The 16,618-nt window shown below is 73.3% G+C and carries 18 protein-coding genes, 1 tRNA gene and 1 pseudogene; 9 read left to right on the plus strand and 11 right to left on the minus strand.

The window, feature by feature from the left end; genetic code table 11:
- Window positions 1-23: 23 nt before the first annotated feature.
- On the minus strand, window positions 24-686 hold the full coding sequence (locus tag CXR44_RS03500; RefSeq protein ID WP_101783338.1) for an adenylate kinase family protein: 663 nt from the start codon (window positions 684-686) through the stop codon (window positions 24-26).
- A gap of 102 nt (window positions 687-788) precedes the next feature.
- Here CXR44_RS03500 and kstD point away from each other — a divergent pair, with 102 nt between their 5' ends.
- The gene (gene kstD, locus CXR44_RS03505; RefSeq protein WP_219601649.1) at window positions 789-2,615 is read left to right on the plus strand and encodes a 3-oxosteroid 1-dehydrogenase; all 1,827 of its coding nucleotides are present in this window, start codon (window positions 789-791) and stop codon (window positions 2,613-2,615) included.
- Between the two features lies 1 nt (window position 2,616).
- On the opposite strand, the pseudogene CXR44_RS03510 reads toward kstD, so the two are convergent.
- Both CXR44_RS03510 and CXR44_RS03515 read right to left on the minus strand, forming a co-directional pair.
- Window positions 2,617-2,939: pseudogene (locus tag CXR44_RS03510) on the minus strand (TIGR03618 family F420-dependent PPOX class oxidoreductase); the annotation flags it as partial.
- A 37-nt stretch (window positions 2,940-2,976) separates the two neighbouring features.
- Complete coding sequence (locus CXR44_RS03515; RefSeq protein WP_245898794.1) at window positions 2,977-3,831, minus strand: N-acetylmuramoyl-L-alanine amidase; 855 nt, start codon at window positions 3,829-3,831, stop codon at window positions 2,977-2,979.
- Window positions 3,832-3,945: 114 nt separating this feature from the next.
- On the opposite strand from CXR44_RS03515, the gene CXR44_RS03520 reads away from it, so the two are divergent.
- The 6 genes from CXR44_RS03520 (at window position 3,946) to CXR44_RS03545 (ending at window position 8,757) form a co-directional block, all read left to right on the plus strand.
- Window positions 3,946-4,350, plus strand: a complete 405-nt coding sequence (locus tag CXR44_RS03520; RefSeq protein ID WP_180903168.1) for a GntR family transcriptional regulator — start codon at window positions 3,946-3,948, stop codon at window positions 4,348-4,350.
- Window positions 4,347-5,243, plus strand: a complete 897-nt coding sequence (locus CXR44_RS03525) for an ABC transporter ATP-binding protein (RefSeq protein WP_101783341.1) — start codon at window positions 4,347-4,349, stop codon at window positions 5,241-5,243. The genes CXR44_RS03520 and CXR44_RS03525 overlap by 4 nt, the downstream gene beginning before the upstream one ends.
- Window positions 5,240-6,259, plus strand: coding sequence for a transporter (locus tag CXR44_RS03530; RefSeq protein ID WP_101783342.1), 1,020 nt, complete (start codon window positions 5,240-5,242; stop codon window positions 6,257-6,259). The genes CXR44_RS03525 and CXR44_RS03530 overlap by 4 nt, the downstream gene beginning before the upstream one ends.
- 40 nt (window positions 6,260-6,299) lie before the next feature.
- The gene (locus CXR44_RS03535) at window positions 6,300-7,562 is read left to right on the plus strand and encodes an alpha/beta hydrolase family protein (protein WP_101783343.1); all 1,263 of its coding nucleotides are present in this window, start codon (window positions 6,300-6,302) and stop codon (window positions 7,560-7,562) included.
- Between the two features lie 46 nt (window positions 7,563-7,608).
- A complete protein-coding gene (locus CXR44_RS03540; RefSeq protein WP_101783344.1) occupies window positions 7,609-7,986 on the plus strand; it encodes a hypothetical protein in 378 nt (125 codons plus the stop codon).
- Window positions 7,987-8,085: 99 nt separating this feature from the next.
- Window positions 8,086-8,757, plus strand: a complete 672-nt coding sequence (locus tag CXR44_RS03545) for a DUF6766 family protein (protein WP_101783345.1) — start codon at window positions 8,086-8,088, stop codon at window positions 8,755-8,757.
- Here the strand turns inward: CXR44_RS03545 and CXR44_RS03550 are convergent.
- Window positions 8,682-9,548 (minus strand): 1-aminocyclopropane-1-carboxylate deaminase/D-cysteine desulfhydrase, encoded by an 867-nt coding sequence (locus CXR44_RS03550; RefSeq protein WP_101783346.1) that lies wholly within the window; start codon window positions 9,546-9,548, stop codon window positions 8,682-8,684. The two genes, CXR44_RS03545 and CXR44_RS03550, sit on opposite strands and share 76 nt — an antisense overlap.
- A gap of 44 nt (window positions 9,549-9,592) precedes the next feature.
- Here CXR44_RS03550 and galK point away from each other — a divergent pair, with 44 nt between their 5' ends.
- On the plus strand, window positions 9,593-10,714 hold the full coding sequence (gene galK / locus CXR44_RS03555) for a galactokinase (RefSeq protein ID WP_101783347.1): 1,122 nt from the start codon (window positions 9,593-9,595) through the stop codon (window positions 10,712-10,714).
- An 18-nt stretch (window positions 10,715-10,732) separates the two neighbouring features.
- On the opposite strand, the gene CXR44_RS03560 is transcribed toward galK, so the two are convergent.
- The 4 genes from CXR44_RS03560 to CXR44_RS03575 all read right to left on the minus strand — a co-directional run bounded on the left by CXR44_RS03560 (window position 10,733) and on the right by CXR44_RS03575 (window position 14,138).
- Complete coding sequence (locus CXR44_RS03560) at window positions 10,733-11,569, minus strand: SAM-dependent methyltransferase (protein WP_101783521.1); 837 nt, start codon at window positions 11,567-11,569, stop codon at window positions 10,733-10,735.
- Window positions 11,570-11,686: 117 nt separating this feature from the next.
- Complete coding sequence (locus CXR44_RS03565) at window positions 11,687-12,460, minus strand: enoyl-CoA hydratase-related protein (RefSeq protein WP_101783348.1); 774 nt, start codon at window positions 12,458-12,460, stop codon at window positions 11,687-11,689.
- 40 nt (window positions 12,461-12,500) lie between these two features.
- A complete protein-coding gene (locus tag CXR44_RS03570; RefSeq protein WP_245898796.1) occupies window positions 12,501-13,655 on the minus strand; it encodes a nitric oxide synthase oxygenase in 1,155 nt (384 codons plus the stop codon).
- 411 nt (window positions 13,656-14,066) lie between these two features.
- Window positions 14,067-14,138, minus strand: a tRNA-Asn gene (locus tag CXR44_RS03575).
- A 126-nt stretch (window positions 14,139-14,264) separates the two neighbouring features.
- On the opposite strand from CXR44_RS03575, the gene CXR44_RS40565 reads away from it, so the two are divergent.
- Window positions 14,265-14,609 carry a YtxH domain-containing protein gene (locus CXR44_RS40565; protein ID WP_101783350.1) on the plus strand — a complete coding sequence of 115 codons (345 nt, stop codon included), beginning with the start codon at window positions 14,265-14,267 and terminating at the stop codon, window positions 14,607-14,609.
- Window positions 14,610-14,653: 44 nt separating this feature from the next.
- Here the strand turns inward: CXR44_RS40565 and CXR44_RS03585 are convergent, their stop codons facing one another.
- The 3 genes from CXR44_RS03585 to CXR44_RS38765 are packed head-to-tail and all read right to left on the minus strand — an operon-like array spanning window position 14,654 to window position 16,589.
- The gene (locus CXR44_RS03585) at window positions 14,654-15,127 is read right to left on the minus strand and encodes a hypothetical protein (protein WP_101783351.1); all 474 of its coding nucleotides are present in this window, start codon (window positions 15,125-15,127) and stop codon (window positions 14,654-14,656) included.
- Window positions 15,124-16,398 (minus strand): amylo-alpha-1,6-glucosidase, encoded by a 1,275-nt coding sequence (locus CXR44_RS03590; protein WP_101783352.1) that lies wholly within the window; start codon window positions 16,396-16,398, stop codon window positions 15,124-15,126. Before CXR44_RS03590 ends, CXR44_RS03585 begins: the two co-directional genes overlap by 4 nt.
- 32 nt (window positions 16,399-16,430) lie before the next feature.
- On the minus strand, window positions 16,431-16,589 hold the full coding sequence (locus tag CXR44_RS38765) for a DUF4175 domain-containing protein (RefSeq protein WP_144069845.1): 159 nt from the start codon (window positions 16,587-16,589) through the stop codon (window positions 16,431-16,433).
- Window positions 16,590-16,618: the final 29 nt, after the last annotated feature.

The raw sequence follows: 16,618 nt of genomic DNA on the forward strand, positions 1-16,618 counted from the left end.
TCAGGAGGGCGGGAGGTGGCGGGTCAGGCGGCCGGCGCCGGCGCGGTGTACGGCGGCAGGCCGAGGCGGTCGCGAATGGTCTGCTGGATGGAGGCCTTGTCGCCGCGGGCGTCGACCGTCGTCACGTACTCCTTGCGGCGGAACAGCTCCAGCACCGGGTCGATCTTGTCGTGGTGGTCGCGCAGCCGCCTCGCCAGCGCCTCGGGCGTGTCGTCGGCGCGGGTGACCAGCTCGCCCCCGCAGACGTCGCAGCGGCCCTCCACCTCGGGACGGTGCGCGATGAGGTTGTAGTCCATGCCGCACCGCGAGCACAGCCGCCTGGCCAGCACCCGCCGCCGCACCTCGTCGTCGGGCAGGTCCAGGTGGATGACGCCGTCGATGTCGTAGCTCTCCAGGAAGAACTCCGCCTGGCGCCGGTTGCGCGGGAAGCCGTCGATGACGAAGCCGTAGTTCCAGTCGTGCTGCCGCAGCCGCTCGCCGACGACCTCCTCGACGAGGTCGTCGCCGACCAGCTCGCCGGCCGCGACCAGCCGCCTGACCTGGGCGCCCAGCTTGGTGTGCTGTTTGACGTGCCAGCGGAAGATGTCGCCGACGCTGATGTGCGTCAGGTCGAGGTCGGCCGCGAGCAGCGTCGCCTGCGTGCCCTTGCCGCTGCCCTGCACTCCCATGATCACGTATTTGCGCATGCCTCCCATTGTCCGCCGTCGGGCCGGGCGGCGTGTTGACACCCCTACCAACCAAGCGCATGCTTGCGACGGATCGCGCCCGTACGCGAAGGGATGTGCAGCATGGCCGACGCACCCGTCCTCCCCCCGTCCTCCCCGGAGCCCGGCCGGGCCGGCGGGGGACACAGCCGCCGGACCGTCATCAAGGGGGCCGCGCTGGCGGGCGGCGCGCTCGTGGCGGGCGCCGCGCTCGGCCCCCGGCCCGCCCGCGCCGCCTCGGCGCGCACCCGGCACGCCGAGGCCGAGTACGACGTGGTCGTGGCCGGGTCAGGGGCCGCCGGGATGACCGCCGCGCTCACCGCCGCCAGGCGCGGCCTGCGCACCCTCGTCATCGAGAAGGCCCCCACGTTCGGCGGTTCGGCGGCCCGCTCCGGCGCCGGCATCTGGATCCCGTGCAACGAGGTCATCCTCGCCGCCGGCGTGCCCGACACCCCCGCCAAGGCCGCCGCCTACCTGGCCCGCGTGGTCGGCGACACCGTGCCCGCCGACCGGCAGCGCGCCTTTCTCGACAACGGCCCCGCCATGCTGTCGTTCGTCATGCGCAACAGCCCGCTGCGGTTCCGCTTCATGGAGGGGTACTCCGACTACTATCCGGAGCTGCCCGGCGGCATGCCGGGCGGCCGCAGCATCGAACCCGACCAGCTGGACGGCAGGGTGCTCGGCGACGAGCTGGCCCGGCTGAACCCCGCCTACATCCCCACCCCCGCCGGCATGGTCGTCTTCAGCGCCGACTACAAGTGGCTGACGCTGACCGCGGTCAACCCGAAGGGCCTGGAGGTCAGCGCCGCCTGCCTGGCCCGGGGCACGGCGGCCGCGCTGCGCGGCGAGAAGCCGCTGACCATGGGGCAGGCCCTCGCCGCCGGGCTGCGCGCCGGGCTGCTCGCGGCCGGCGTACCGGTCTGGCTGGACACCCCGCTCCTCGACCTGCACGTCGAGTCCGGCCGCGTCACCGGCGTGACCGCCGAGCGCGACGGCGTGCGGACCCTGGTCCGGGCCCGCCGCGGCGTCGTCGTCGGCTCGGGCGGGTTCGAGCACAGCGCCGCCATGCGGGCGGAGTTCCAGCGCCAGCCCATCGGCACGAGCTGGACCGTCGGCGCCAGGGAGAACACCGGCGACGGCATCGAGGCGGGCGAGCGGGCCGGCGCGGCGCTGGAGCTGATGGACGACGCCTGGTGGGGCCCGGCCGTCCCGCTGCCCGGCGAACCGTACTTCTGCCTGGCCGAGCGCACCCTGCCCGGCTGCATCCTGGTCAACGGCGACGGCGCGCGCTTCGTCAACGAGGGCGCGCCGTACAGCGACGTCGTGCACGTCATGTACGACCGCAACACGCCGTCGGCGCCGCACATCCCGTGCTGGCTGATCGTGGACCAGAACTACCGCAACCGCTACCTGTTCAAGGACGTCGCCCCGCTGCTGCCGCTGCCCGACTCCTGGTACGAGGCGGGAGCGGTGTTCAGGGCGGCCACGATCGAGCAGCTCGCGCAGCGGATCGGCGTCCCGGCGACGGCCCTGCGCGCCACCGTCAACCGGTTCAACGGCTTCGCGCTGAAGGGGCGTGACGACGACTTCCACCGGGGTGACAGCGTCTACGACCGCTACTACGCCGACCCGTACGTCAAGCCGAACCCGTGCCTGGCGCCCCTGTGGCTGCCGCCGTTCTACGCGTTCAAGATCGTCCCGGGCGATCTGGGCACCAAGGGCGGCATGCGGACGGACGCGCGGGCGCGGGTGCTGCGGGCGGACGGCTCGGTCATCCCCGGCCTGTACGCGGCCGGCAACGCCAGCGGCGCCGTCATGGGCCACAGCTATGCCGGCGCCGGCTCGACCCTCGGCCCGGCGATGACGTTCGGCTACGTGGCCGCCAACCACATCGCCGACGCCCCGGCCTGACTCAGCCTCCGCCCACCGGATGGGCGGGGAACCCGCCGGTCGCGATGGGCCCCACCGCTCGACGTGGATCCGGATGAGCGACTTGCCCTGGCGGCGCATGGCGGCCCGGTACTGGTCCCAGTCGGGGTGCTCCCCGGCTGTGCACCGGTAGTACTCGACCAGCGCGTCGGCGGCCTCCGGCATGTCCAGCACCTCGGCCCGCCCGTCTACCTGGACGTACGGGCCGTCCCAGTCGTCGGAGAGCACGCAGATGGAGGCCCGCTCGTCACGGCGCGCGTTGCGCGTCTTGGCGCGTCCGGGGTAGGTGGAGACCACGATCCGGCCGCCCCAGGCCATCGGCCGCCCCCGCCGGGCGGGAGAGTCAGCCGGTCCGCAGGTACGTGGTCAGGCCGGCGGCCAGGGAGGCCGCGATGCGCTCGCGGAAGGCGGGATCCGACAGCTTGGCGGCGTCACCGCGGTTGCGCATGTTGCCGCATTCGACGAACACCGCCGGCCGGGTCGACAGGTTCAGCCCGCCCAGGTCGGTGCGGGTCTCCAGCCCCTCGCGCCCCGCGTACGTGGAGTACGGCAGGCCGGTGCCGCGGCGGTAGGCCTCGCGGACGGCCAGCCCGAGCTTCCGCGACGGCGCGACGACGGCGTCGTTGTGCCCGGCGATCAGACCCGGCAGCAGCACGTGGAACCCGTGCCCGCCGGGGGCGGCGCCGTCGCCGTGGATGGACAGGACGGCGTCGGCCCGGGCCTTGTTGCCGATGGCGGCCCGCTCGGTGATGCACGGCCCGACACCCCGGTCGTCCGGCCTGGTGAGGACCACCCTGGCGCCCTCCTTCTCCAGGAGCGGCCGGAGCCTGCGCGCCACGTCCCAGGCGAAGGCGTGCTCGGCGTATCCGGCGTCGGTCGAGGTGCCCGTGGTGTTGCACGGCTTGCGCTGGGTGATGATGTCGACCGGCCGGTTGATCTCCTCCGGGTGGGCGGCGTTGCCCCCGTTGTGGCCGGGGTCGAGCACGACGACCTTCCCCGCGAGGGCCGTGCCCGCCGGATCCTGTCCCGGCGTGCCTTCGGGGCTGCCTCCGGGGGTGGACGGGGTGGCTCGGACCGGGGCGGCGCCGGCGGGCGGCGAGGTGGTCGCCTCACGCGGGCCTCCGCCGCCGGCGCCGCATCCCGTGGTCAGCGCCACGAGCGCGGCGAGCATCACCTGGGCCGTCCTGTCGGCGCGCATGTCTCGTACCGTACCGGGCCGCGCGACGGGCTCCGGTCTGCAATCGGCCTGCTGCCCGCCTCGATTCGGGAGATCTGCTTACCTAATGGTCTATAGTGCTAGGACTATAGATGAATGGAGGGCGCAGTGATCGAGTTCCACCTGGACGGCCGGTCGGGCGTCTCGCCGTACCTGCAGATCGTCCAGCAGGTGCGGCACGCGCTGCGGCTGGGCCTGCTGGACGAGGGTGACCGGCTTCCGACGGTCAAGGAGGTGGTGGCCCGGTTGGCGATCAACCCCAACACCGTGCTCAAGGCCTATCGGGAGCTCGAACACGAGGGGCTCGTCGCCGCCCGCCCCGGTGTCGGGACGTTCGTCACCCGGACGCTCGCCGACGCCTCGCTCGCCGCCCACGCCCCGCTGCGCCAGGAGCTGCGGCGCTGGCTGTCCAGGGCGCGCAGGGCCGGGCTCGACGACGAGAGCATCGAGGCCCTGTTCATGACCACCTTCCGGACGGCCGCTCGGGAGGACATCGCGTGAGCGCGGTGCTGCGAGCCCGGCACCTGGGCAAGAGGTACAAGCAGCGCTGGGCGCTGTCCGACTGCACCTTCGAGGTGCCGGCCGGGCACGTGACCGGCCTGGTCGGTCCCAACGGCGCGGGGAAGTCGACACTGCTGAACCTGGCGGCCGGCATGCTGACGCCGACGTCCGGCACGATCGAGGTGTGCGGCGGCGTGCCCGGAGACGGACCCGCGCAGCTGGCCAAGGTCGGCTTCGTCGCCCAGGACACCCCCGTCTACGCCTCCCTGACCGTCGCCGACCACCTGCGCCTGGGCGCCCGGCTCAACCCCGGCTGGGACGACGCCCTGGCACGCCGGCGGATCGAGCGGCTCGGCCTGGACCCGGACCAGCGGGCCGGGAGGCTCTCGGGCGGTCAGCGCGCCCAGCTCGCCCTCACGCTGGGCATCGCCAAGCGGCCCGAGCTGCTGATCCTCGACGAGCCGGTCGCCGCCCTGGATCCGCTCGCCCGGCGGGAGTTCCTGCAGGACCTCATGGAGGCCGTCGCCGAGCACGGGCTCAGCGTCATCCTGTCGTCCCACCTGGTCGCCGACCTCGAACGGGTCTGCGACCACCTGGTCGTGCTGGTCGCCTCGCAGGTGCGGTTGGCGGGCGCGCTGGACGAGCTGCTGGCCACGCATCACCGGCTGAGCGGGCCGCGCCGCGACGTCGCCACGCTCCCCGCGGACCAGGAGGTCATCTCCGCCAGCCACACCGACCGGCAGACGACGCTGGTCGTCCGCACCGAGGCGCCGATCCTCGACCCGGCCTGGACCGTGAGCGGCCTCACCCTCGAAGACCTCGTGCTGGCCTACCTGGCCCGTCCCGCCGGCGCCGGCTCCGCCGGTCGCCCCGCCCTGACGGTGCTGCGATGATCTGGCTGACCTGGCGCCAGTTCCGTGTCCAGGCCGCGGCGGCGTACGGCCTGCTCGCGGTGGCCGTCGCCGCCCTCCTGGTCGCCGGCCGGCCGCTGCCGGGCTCCGGCGTCACGAGGCTCGCCCCGGCCGACGGCACGCTGTACTCCGCCGGCATCGTGGCGGTGTACGCCCTGCCCGCCCTCGCCGGCGTCTTCTGGGGCGCGCCGCTCGTCAGCCGGGAGCTGGAGACCGGCACCCATCGTCTGGTGTGGAACCAGGGCGTCACCCGGACCCGGTGGCTGGTCACCAAGGTCGCCGTCATCGGCCTGGCCGCGACGTCCGCGGCCGGGCTGCTCAGCCTCGCGGTCACCTGGTGGGCCGGTCCCCTCGACGCCGCCAGCCGGCCGGACACGATCCGGCCGGTCGGCGCCGCCATGCCCGACGCCGTGTCCTTCGCCGCGCGGATCTCTCCGCTCGTGTTCGGCGCGCGCGGGATCGTGCCCGTCGGCCACGCCGCCTTCGCCTTCGTCCTCGGTGTGGCCGCGGGGATCCTGCTGCGCCGCACCGTGCCCGCCATGGCGGTCACCCTGGTCGTGTTCGCCGCCGTCCAGGTGGCCGTGCCGTTCGCGGTGCGCCCGCATCTGGCCCCGGCGGACCGGCAGACCGTCACCATCACCATGGCGAACATCTCGAAGCTGGGCGTGAACGGCACCGAGAGGCTGGAGGAGCTCGCGGTGGCCGGGCCACCGGGCGCCTGGGTCCTGGCCAACGAGACCGTCGACACCGCCGGACGAGTGGTCGCGGCGCCGTCCTGGGTGGCGGACTGCGCGCGTCCACCGGGTCAGGCCGCCCTCCCCACGGCCGACGAGGCCTGCTTCGCCAGGCTCGCCGGCCTCGGCTACCGGCAGCGGCTGACCTACCACCCCGCCGGCCGTTTCTGGGCCCTGCAGGGCATCGAGACCGCGCTCTTCCTCACCCTCGCCGCCCTGCTGACCTGGCTCTGCGTCCGGTGGACCCGCACCCGCCTTCCCTGACCATCCCCTCCCCCATCCCTCCGAAAGGACTGACATCTCCATGAGTCATGCGACGAACGCGGCCGGACGGCACGGCGCCGGCAGGACGACGGGGAGCCGCGTCCGGCGGCGCGGCCTGGCCGCCGCCGGCGGGCTGCTCGCCGTGGTGACCGCCGCCGCGCTGGCGTCCGCGCCCGCCTCGGCGACCGTCTCCGCCCCGGCCTCCGTCTCCACCTCCGTCTCCGTCGCGCCCACGCCGTACCTGCCGAAGCCGACCGGCTCCCAGCCCGTCGGCACCACGAAGCTGTACCTCAAGGACACCTCCCGTCCCGACCCGTGGGTCCCCACGGTGAAGTACAGGGAGCTCATGATCTCCCTGTGGTATCCGGCGAAGGCGCCGGGCCGTCACCGGGCGCAGTACATGACGCCCAAGGAGTCCGAGCTCCTGCTCAAGGACGGAAAGATCACCAGCCTGCCCGCCGACGTGCTGAGCAGGACGCGGACCAACGCCTTCACCGACGCCCGGCCCGCCGGGCGCAAGCGCGCCCTGCCCCTCGTCGTGCTCTCCCCCGGTCACGGCAAGCCGCGGGCCGAGCTCACCTCCCTCGCCGAGGACCTGGCGAGCCGGGGGTACGTGGTGGCCGCGGTCGACCACACGTACGAGAACATCGCCACGACCTTCCCGGACGGACGGGTGACCACCTGCGTCACCTGCGAGATGGACAGGACTCCGGCGTGGTGGGAGAAGCTGAGCCACGGCCGGGCCGCCGACGTCTCCTTCGTGCTCGACCAGCTGACCGGGTCGCGTGCGGCGTGGAAGGGCGCGAGGCTGATCGACCCGTCCAGGATCGCGATGGCCGGCCACTCCGTGGGCGGAGCGAGCGCCCTCCCGGCCATGGTCAAGGACTCCCGGATCCGCGCCGGCGTCGACGTGGACGGCACCACGGACGCCCCGATCCCGGAGAGCGGCCTGTCGCGGCCGTTCCTGTTCCTCGGCAGGCAGTCCACGTACACCCCCGGCAGCGGTGAGGCCGCCGCCACCTGGGAGCGGGACTGGAAGCAGCTCACCGGGTGGAAGCGCTGGCTCCTGGTACGCGGGGCCGAGCACGTGTCCTTCACCGACCTCGGCCTGCTGACCGACCAGCTCGGCATCGACGTCGGCGCCGACATCGCCGGGGTGCGGGCCATGGAGATCACCCGCCGGTACGTCGCGGCCTTCCTCGACCAGCACCTGCGCGGCAGGCCGCAGCCCCTGCTGGACGAGCCGTCGGCCCGCTACCCCGAGGTCCTGCACTGCACGGTGGAGACGAAGATCTGCAGGTAGCGGGCCCCTGCGGAATGCCTGGTTCACGAGCGGGTAACAGAGGCGCATGAGACTACCGCTCGCGCTGCTCGCGCTGGTGCTCGTCACGGGCTGCTCCGTCGACACCAGCGCGCCCGCCCGTACGGTAGAGCGCTTCCACTCCGCCCTGGCCGCGCAGCAGGACGAGGCCGCGTGCGCGCTGCTCGCCCCGCGCACCGCCGAGAAGCTGCCCGACCCCGGGCAGACGTGCGCCGAGGCGCTGCGCGCACTGCGGCTGGGCGCGGGCGGCCCCGTCACCGGCGTGCAGGTCTGGGGCGACGAGGCCCAGGTACGGCTCGCCGGCGACACGGTGTTCCTGCACCGCTTCAGCGACGGCTGGCGGGTCAAGGCCGCCGGCTGCGAGCCGCGGGCCGGCCTCCCCTACGACTGCGAGGTGGAGGACTGATGCGGGTCATGTTCACGCTGACGCTGGTCATCATCGTGACCGGGCTGGTGTGGTTCCTCGCCATCGGGCTGGCGCACCTGTGAGCCGGAGGAGGCGCCGATGAGGCGGATCAAGGACAACGCCCTGTCGTTGACGTTCCTGGTCCTGTTCGTGCTGGCGCTGGGCGGGCAGGCGGTGGCGGGCACCTTCCAGTTCAACGACGAGCAGCTGGTGAGCGGCGGGGAGCCGGTCTCGGTGCTGGAGTACGTGACCTCCTCCAACTTCGCCGTGGACGTGGCGGAGAACTGGCAGTCGGAGTACCTGCAGTTCCTGCTGTTCATCGTGCTGACGGTCTGGCTGGTGCAGCGGGGCTCGCCCGAGTCCAAGGAGCCCGGCGAGGAGGGCGCCGAGTCCGACCGCCGGCAGCTCATCGGCCCGTACGCCCAGGCCGACTCCCCTGCCTGGGCCAAGGTGAAGGGAGTCCGGCTGTGGCTGTACAGCAACTCCCTCGGCCTGGTCATGGGCGCGGTGTTCCTCGGGTCGTGGCTGGCCCAGTCGGTGGCGGGCCTGGCCCAGTTCAACGCCGACCGGCTGGCCGACCTGCAGGACCCCGTCTCGTGGGGCGGCTACCTCGGCTCGCCGGAGTTCTGGAACCGGTCGCTGCAGAACTGGCAGTCGGAGCTGCTGGCGGTGCTGTCGATGGTGGTGCTGTCGATCTACCTGCGCCAGCGGGGGTCACCCGAGTCGAAACCGGTCGGCTCCCCGCACTCGGCGACGGGCGTCGAGGGCTGACCCACCGGCGGGAAGGGCCGGCCGGTGACGACGGCGACGACGCGGGTGCCCGCGGGGAAGGCGCCCTGCCTGATCCGGTCGAGCAGGCCGTACAGCATCTTCGCCACGTACACCTCCTCCACCCCGTGCTCGGCGGCGAAGGCGGCCAGGGCAGGGGTCGAGCGGGCGTAGCCGCCGAAGTGGTAGTCGAGGTCGATCGACCAGTTGTCCCACACCCGCCCGTAGGCCTCGCGCTGCAGCCGGGCCACCTCTCCGGCGAGGAAACCCGCCCCCTTCAGCACCGCGAACCCGATGGCCCGCCTGCCGGGCGGCAACCCCGCCGAGATGCCGGCCAGCGTGCCGCCGGTGCCGACGGGGCAGCAGATCACGTCGTAGTCCTCGGCGATCTCGGCGGGCAGCTCGGCGCAGCCGCGCACGGCCGCGGCGTTGCTGCCGCCCTCGGGCAGGATCGTCACCTCGCCCCACCGCTCGCGCAACCGCGCCTGCATGTCGGGCGTGTGCTTGAGCCGGTAGGCCGCCCGGTCGAGGTAGGTGAGCGTCATCCCGAGGGAGGCGGCGTAGGCGAGCGACGGGTTGAGCGGCAGCCTCTCCTCACCGCGGATCACGCCGATCGTCTCGAACCCGTGCCGCGCCCCGGCCGCGGCGACCGCCCGGATGTGACCGGAGTAGGCGCCGCCGAAGGTGAGCACGCGCGCATGGCCGAGGTTGTGGGCGAGCTTGCGCGCCTTGTTGTCGTCGTGTTTGACGTAGACCCGGACCGAACCGAGGCCAGGCACCAGAAGCTCCTCCACGCGCGCTAGTCTACGCACGGGCCTTTGTTGAGGAGTGTTGGGTTATGGGCGTTGTTGAAGCTTTCCGTACGGCGTTCGGCGCGGACCCGGAGACGGTCTGGCACGCGCCCGGCCGGGTCAACCTGATCGGCGAGCACACCGACTACAACGACGGTTTCGTCCTGCCGTTCGCGGTGCCGTGGGGCGTCACGGCGGCGGTCAGCCCGCGCGGCGACCGGACGATCCGCCTCAGGTCCCTGCAGTCGCCGTCCGCCGAGCCCGTCACGATCGCCCGGCACGAGGACGCCGAAGGCTGGACCCGCTACGTCGTGGGCGTGTTCGCCATGCTGGGCGACCAGGTGCCCGGCGCCGACATCGTGGTCGACGGCGACGTGCCGCAGGGCGCCGGGCTGAGCTCCAGCGCCGCCCTCGAGGTGTCGGTCGCCGGCGCGCTCAACGACCTGCACGGCCTCGGCATGAGCCCGATGGAGGTGGCCCTGCTCTCCCAGCGGGCCGAGAACGACTTCGTCGGCATGCCGTGCGGCATCATGGACCAGGCCGCCTCCGCCCTGTGCCAGGAGGGCACGGCGCTGTTCCTCGACTGCCGCTCCCTCGGCTCGCGCACCATCCCGCTCGACCTGGCCGCCCATGGCCTGCGCATCCTCATCATCGACACCCAGGTCCACCACGAGCACGCGGGCGGCGAGTACGCCAAGCGCCGCGCCGAGTGCGAGTCGGCGGCCCGCAAGCTGGGCGTGGCCGCGCTGCGCGACGTCACCGACCTGGCCGGCGCGCTCGACCGGCTGCGGGGCGACGAGCGCAGGCGCACCATGCACGTCGTCACCGAGAACCACCGCGTCGAGGCCCTCGTCGGCCTGCTCCGCGCGGGCGCGATCACCGAGATCGGCGCGCTGCTGAACGCCTCGCACCTGTCCCTGCGCGACCAGTACGAGGTGTCGTCGCCGGAGCTGGACGTGGCCGTGGAGGCGGCGCTGCGCGGCGGGGCCCGCGGCGCGCGGATGACGGGCGGCGGCTTCGGCGGCTCGGCGATCGCTCTGGTGGCCGAGGACCGGCTCGACAGCGTCAAGGATTCGGTCGCGGCGGCCTACGCGGAGCGCTCCTGGAAGGCGCCGCGCTTCCTGCCCGCCGTCCCCGGCCCCGGCGCGCGGCGGCTCGGCTCCTCCTGAGCCGCCGCGGCCCCGGGGTCAGCCGTGACGCCCGCCCGGCTGCGGAGCTTCGCCGGGCAGGGGCCGGAGCAGAAGGGTGACGAACCCCAGGACGTCGCGGTAGCAGCGCAGCCACATGTCACGGTGGTCATGGACGGCCGCGAGCGCCGCGTCGCCGTCGGGGCCGGGGTGGTCGAGCGCCCAGCGGGTGAGCGTCCCGGTCCAGGACCACTCGTAGTCGTCCCACTCGCCGCGGGTGCTGGTGTGGGCGTAGAGGGTGGCGTATCCGGCCTTCTCCGCCCGCTCCACCGTGCCCGCGAGGTCGGCGAAGTCGTCCGGTCCGGCCCCGAGCCTGTCCAGCACCTGCTGCGTCGGGTTGCTCTCCCAGAAACCCTCCCCGACCAGGGCCAGCCCCGAGGGGGCCAGGTGCGGCCGCACCGCGTCCAGGGTCGCGGCCAGCCCGCCGAACGCGTGGGTGGCGCCCACGCACAGCACCAGGTCGTAGAGCCGGTCGGCGGAAGATCCGCCGGAGGAGACACCGGCGGAGGCGACACCGGCGGAGGCGACACCGGCGGAGGAGAACTCGGCGGCGGGAAGCCGGTGCAGCCGCAGGCGGCCCGACAGCCCGCGGCGCTCGGCCTGCTCACGAGCCGCGTCGAGAGCGACGTCGGAGAGGTCCACCCCGTCGGCGGTCGCGTCGGGGTAGAGGGCCAGCGCCCGCATGAGCCACTCGCCCTGCCCGCAGCCGAGGTCGAGGATGCGGGCCCCCGGTGCCAGGTTCGCCCGCCTGAGCAGGCGCTCGACGTGCGCGTCGGTGATGGGGGCGGCCACGGGATGGTCTGCGTGGGCGAGGTGGCTGATCAGCTGGCGGTTCATCCCGGCCACTCTTCCGAAACGGCCGCCCGCCGTGCCACCCGTTTTCCCCGGGCGCCCGGTCGTGTGCGGCCCGTGCCCGGCCTGGGTGCCGCCGCGGCGGTCCAGGCAGGAGCGCGGTCAGAGGGGCGGGAAGCGCGGCGGGCGGCGTTCGAGGAAGCTCGCCACGCCCTCGGCGAAGTCGGGCCGGCCGAACGAGGCGAGCATCTCGCCGATGGCGGTCCTGGCCGACTCGGCGAGCGTCACCTCCCAGTCGTGCCACACCTGCCGCTTGATCACCGCCATGGACGCGGGCGAGCTGTGAGCCGCCAGTTCCCGGGCGTACGCCTGGGCCTCGGCGAGCAGGCGGTCGGCGGGCACCGCCCGGTTGACCAGTCCCAGCTCGTACGCCTCGGCCCCGCTGAAGACCCGGCCCGACAGCAGCAGGTCCATCGCCCGCTGCTGCCCGACGAGGCGGGGCAGCACCCACGACAGGCCGTACTCCGCGATGAGGCCGCGCCGGGCGAAGGCGGTGGTCCACTTGGCGTCGTCGGCGGTGAACACCAGGTCGCAGACGAGCGCGTGCACCATGCCCAGCCCGGCGCAGGCGCCGTTGACCGCGGCGACCACCGGCTTGCCGAGCGTGGTCGGGAAGGTGTTGGGCCGCGGGTCGGGCTCCTCGGCGTAGGCGCCGCTCTGGATGGCGCCGAGCGTCTCGAAGTCGGCGCCGGCGCAGAAGCCCTTGCCCGCCCCCGTCACCACCACGGCCCGCACGCCCGGGTCCTTGCCGGCCTCCTCCAGCAGGTCGAAGTAACGCCGCCCCAGCGCGTCCGTCCAGGCGTTGAGCCGGTCGGGGCGATTGAAGGTCAACGTCAGCACGCCCTGGTCGAGCGAGGAGAGCACGAGTTCGTCCATAGGCCAACCGAACCATGTTCTGGCCGACGGCGGCAAGCGGTCACTTGTGGCGGACGAAGGCGGGCGTGAGGAACGGGTTGTCGTAGTAGCGGTGGAAGACGGGCGTGACCCCGCCCGAGATCGGCGGGACGATCCACGACCAGTCCGCCGGGCACACCCGGCCGGCCTTCTCCTCCTTCGCCAGGTGGGTGAGGAAGCGCGCGGCCTCGGTGTGGTGGTCGGTCATCGTGACCCCCGCCCGCTCGAACGAGTGCAGCACCGCCACGTTCAGCTCCACCAGGGCGTGGTCGCGCCACAGCGACCGCTCGGTCGAGACGTCGAGGCCGAGGTGCCGGGCCACCACGGGGAGCTGGTCGTAGCGGTCGGCGTCGGCGAGGTTGCGGGCGCCGATCTCCGCCCCCATGTACCAGCCGTTGAACGGCGCGCACGGGTAGCAGATCCCGCCGATCTCCAGGCACAGGTCGGAGATGGCCGGCACGGCGTGCCAGCGCAGCCCCAGCTCCTCGAACCACGGGTAGTGCGGATGCGCCAGCGGCACCTCCAGCACGGCGTCGCCGGGCAGCGTGCACAGCAGCGGCTCGGCCGCGGCGCCGCCCTGCGCGCCGCCGGAGCGGACCACCAGGGGGAGCACGTCGAACCGGCCGCCCCGGCCGCCCCGCCAGCCGAGGGCCCGCGCCATGTCCGTGAAGTCCGCGTAGCGGGGGTCGCCGACGACCGACCCGTCGCTGCCGCGGTACCCGGCGTAGCGGATGAGCTGCTCGTTCAGCACCCTGGGGGCGGGGCGGCCGGGCGCGTCGGGGGCGAAGACGGTGATCGTGGGCCGGATCCGGCCGCCGTTCGTCGCCTCGCGCAGGTGGTTCACGCACTCGACGGCCACGCCCTCGGCGCCGCTCACCTGCCGCAGGTCGCGCACCTTGAGCGAGCGCCAGTAAAGCCGCCCGATGCACCGGTTGCTGTTGCGCCAGGCGACCCGCGCGCCGAACTGGAGCTCGTCGAAGGTGTGGACGTAGGTGCCGAAGCGCGAGACGTCGCGGGCGACCTCCCGCAGCCGGGCGTTCGGGTCGCCGGCGGAGGGGTTCTCCTCGTGGAACAACCTGATGAAGCGCTCGGCCTCACGGATGTCGATGGTGCGCTCGATGAGCGTCTGCACGGCGATGGAGTCGAAGGGACGCAGGGACCTGATCCAGGTACGCACGCAGAAACCGCCACTTTCGATCGCGGAGCGTCCCACCGGTTCCGGGCCGGCGGCACCCTCCTGCCGGCGGCGCCCTCTCCTCGCCACCCTCGGCATGCCCGCGGCTGCCGCACCGGCCGGGCCGGCACGACGCCCTCCATCTTCGCTCGCGATCCGCTTCCTGTCCCGCCACATCCCTGATTGCGTGACCTTACAGTTACAAGGTGTGAAAACCACGCACAGAAGCGACGTAACCCGCCCCGGCCCATCGCCGCGCGTCGAGCCCCTCCGCACCGGATCGGCCCCGGGCGCCCGCCCTGCCCGCGCGAACGGCCGCCCGCCTTCCGCCACCTCGGGACCCCGCCGGCCACCCGGACGCGTCCCACGCGAAAGGCCCCGCACCGGATCCGGTGCGGGGCCTTTACGTTGTTGCTCCCGCGATAGGACTCGAACCTATAACCTGCCGGTTAACAGCCGGCTGCTCTGCCGTTGAGCTACGCGGGATCGAACATCTGCGCCGTCCGGGCCGGGCTTGCGGGCCTTCCCGTTCGGCGCAGGACTAGATTAGCGCACTCCCGGAGTGCGTGTCGCATCGTCAGCGGGGTAGTGCGGAGACAGCGGAGGTGGAAGATGCGATATCGGATGACATTCGCGATCGGACTGGCTGTCGGATACGTGCTGGGCAGCAAGGCCGGCCGCGAACGCTACGAACAGATCAAGAAGACGGCCCAGCGTGTCGCCGACAACCCGAGGTTCCAGCAGACCGCGGGCGTGGTGAACGCGCAGGTGTCGAAGGTGGCCGACATGGCCAGGCACCGGGTGGGAGACACGCTGCAACAGCGGATCCCGTTCCTGCACGGCCAGGAGCGCCACCCCGACTCGGGCACCGGCTGGCCGGACGAGACGGCGACGGATCGGCCCGGACAGGCGGGTCTGGGCCAGAAGAGGGCCGACGAGACCGGCATCCCCTACTGACGGTCTCGCGGCCGGACCGGCGGGGCATGGGTCCATGACGGGCATCACACGCCCATGCTCCGCCGGACTCCTTCGAGGGCCTGTTCGGCGAGCGCGCGCAGCCCGGCGTCGGTGGGGTCGAGGCCGTCGTCGAAGACGAGCGTCCAGCCGAGCACCTCGCCCCCCGGCCTGCGCCGGGCGACGAGCCGCACCCCGCCGCGGCCGGGCAGGACGACGTGCTTGTTGACCACGATCGTGGAGTTGACGCGCTCGCGCACCGTCTCGGGCAGCAGCCGCGGCTCGGGCACCCGCTCGCGACGCCGCTCGCCGTCCGTGGTGATCAGGCGCAGCCCCTCCTCGTCCCACGTGGCCTTGTCGATCGTCTCGTACGGCACCCGCGTCCCGTCGGACAGGAACAGCGCCAGGGTGGTGGCCACCACGTAACCGCCGTCGGCACCGGCGAACGCCAGCACCCGCTCCCCCCGCTCGGTGGCCAGGGACTTGCGGACGTCGGCGGGCAGGCGGCGCAGGAAGCTCATGACTCCACGGTATCGGCGAGCAGGTCGAGGGTGAGCGCGGCACTCCACGAGAAGTCCCGGCAGCCCCGGCCGCTGCCGTCGAAGGGGTCGAAGCACTCACGGAAGCCGGCCTGGCGCACCAGCCGCAGCGTGCAGCCGGTGAGCTGGTCGCGCAGCGTCCGCAGGCCGTGCACGGCTGCGGCCCGGCGCAGCAGCCAGTTGGTGTTCACCCAGGAGGGTCCCCGCCAGTAGCGGGTGCGGTCGAACTGGGCGGCGCGGATCTCGCAGCTCGGCACGGGGTATCCGGTCGCGCCCATGAACCTGGCCGATTCCAGCACCTCGACGGTGGCGGCGACCCGGTCGGCCGGCAGGCCGGGATCGAGCAGCGGGCCGAAGGCGCCGACCGTGCCGACCGGGATGAGCCGGCCGGCCCGCAGGTCACGGGCGTAGAAGCAGCCGTCCCACAGCCGGTCCAGCAGCGCCCGGCGGATGCGGCCGGCCTGCTCGAGGTGCGGGACGGGGTCGGCGCCGGCGACCGGGGCCAGCTCGGCGAGCGCGTGGCAGGAGGCCAGCCAGATCCCGTTGAACAGCGGGCACTCGACGGCGAAGGGGTGCTCGTCGCGCAGGTACTCGGGCCGGTAACCGGCGTTGCGGTAGCGCAGGGCGAGCCAGACGTAGCGGTCGTGATCGCTGTCGGGGTGGCGTTCGGCCAGCTCGACGTTGTGGTAGCCGTATCTGACCTCGGGCAGAGCGGCGAGCGGCGGGTCCCAGGCAGGGCTGTCGTCCATGCCCGACTCCCACGGGTGGACGATCGCCGCCAGGCCGTGCCCGCCGAGGTCACGGGCGGTGGCGAGGTAGCGGTGCTGGGCGACCAGGGCCGGGTAGGCGCGCCGGACGAACCCGGTGTCGCCGGTGTGGCGGTGGATCCACCACACGGCGAGGCCGTGCAGCGGCGGCGCGGTCAGGCCGGAGGTGGGCACCCGGGGCGCCGCCCGGTGCTCGCCGGAGCGCCAGACCGACGGCCCGGGGAAGTACGCCTCCGGGGTGTGGAAGACGATGTGCGGCAGCATGCCGGTGGCCCACTGCCCGCCGAGGAGGCTCAGCAGTTCGGTGCGCGCGCGGTCGGGGCGGTGCCGGGCCAGGCCCATCGCGACGAAGGCGGAGTCCCAGCTCCACTGGTGCGGGTACAGGCCGGGGGCGGGCACGGTGGCCGAGCCCGTCCAGTTCGCCTCGAGCACCGACAGTGCCTCGTGCCCGAGCGCGGCGTCGTCGACCGCGGGCCGCGCCTCCATTCACCCACTATGCGCCGCGAGGCGTTCTGGCGCTATGTCCTCTTCACCCACTTCGCGATGAACAGGGCGCCGACGGCGACCGCGCCGATGATGAGCCCCCACTTCAGCAGGGTGAGAGCGAGCCCGACGAGAGGGCCGAGCAGGAAGAGCGCGGCGACGACCGCCGCGATGATCAGAAGAATGCGTCCCATGTCCATGACGGTAGGCGGTGATTCAAGCC

The organism is Nonomuraea indica, assembly GCF_002850745.1.
Taxonomy (GTDB): Bacteria; Actinomycetota; Actinomycetes; order Streptosporangiales; family Streptosporangiaceae; genus Nonomuraea; species Nonomuraea indica.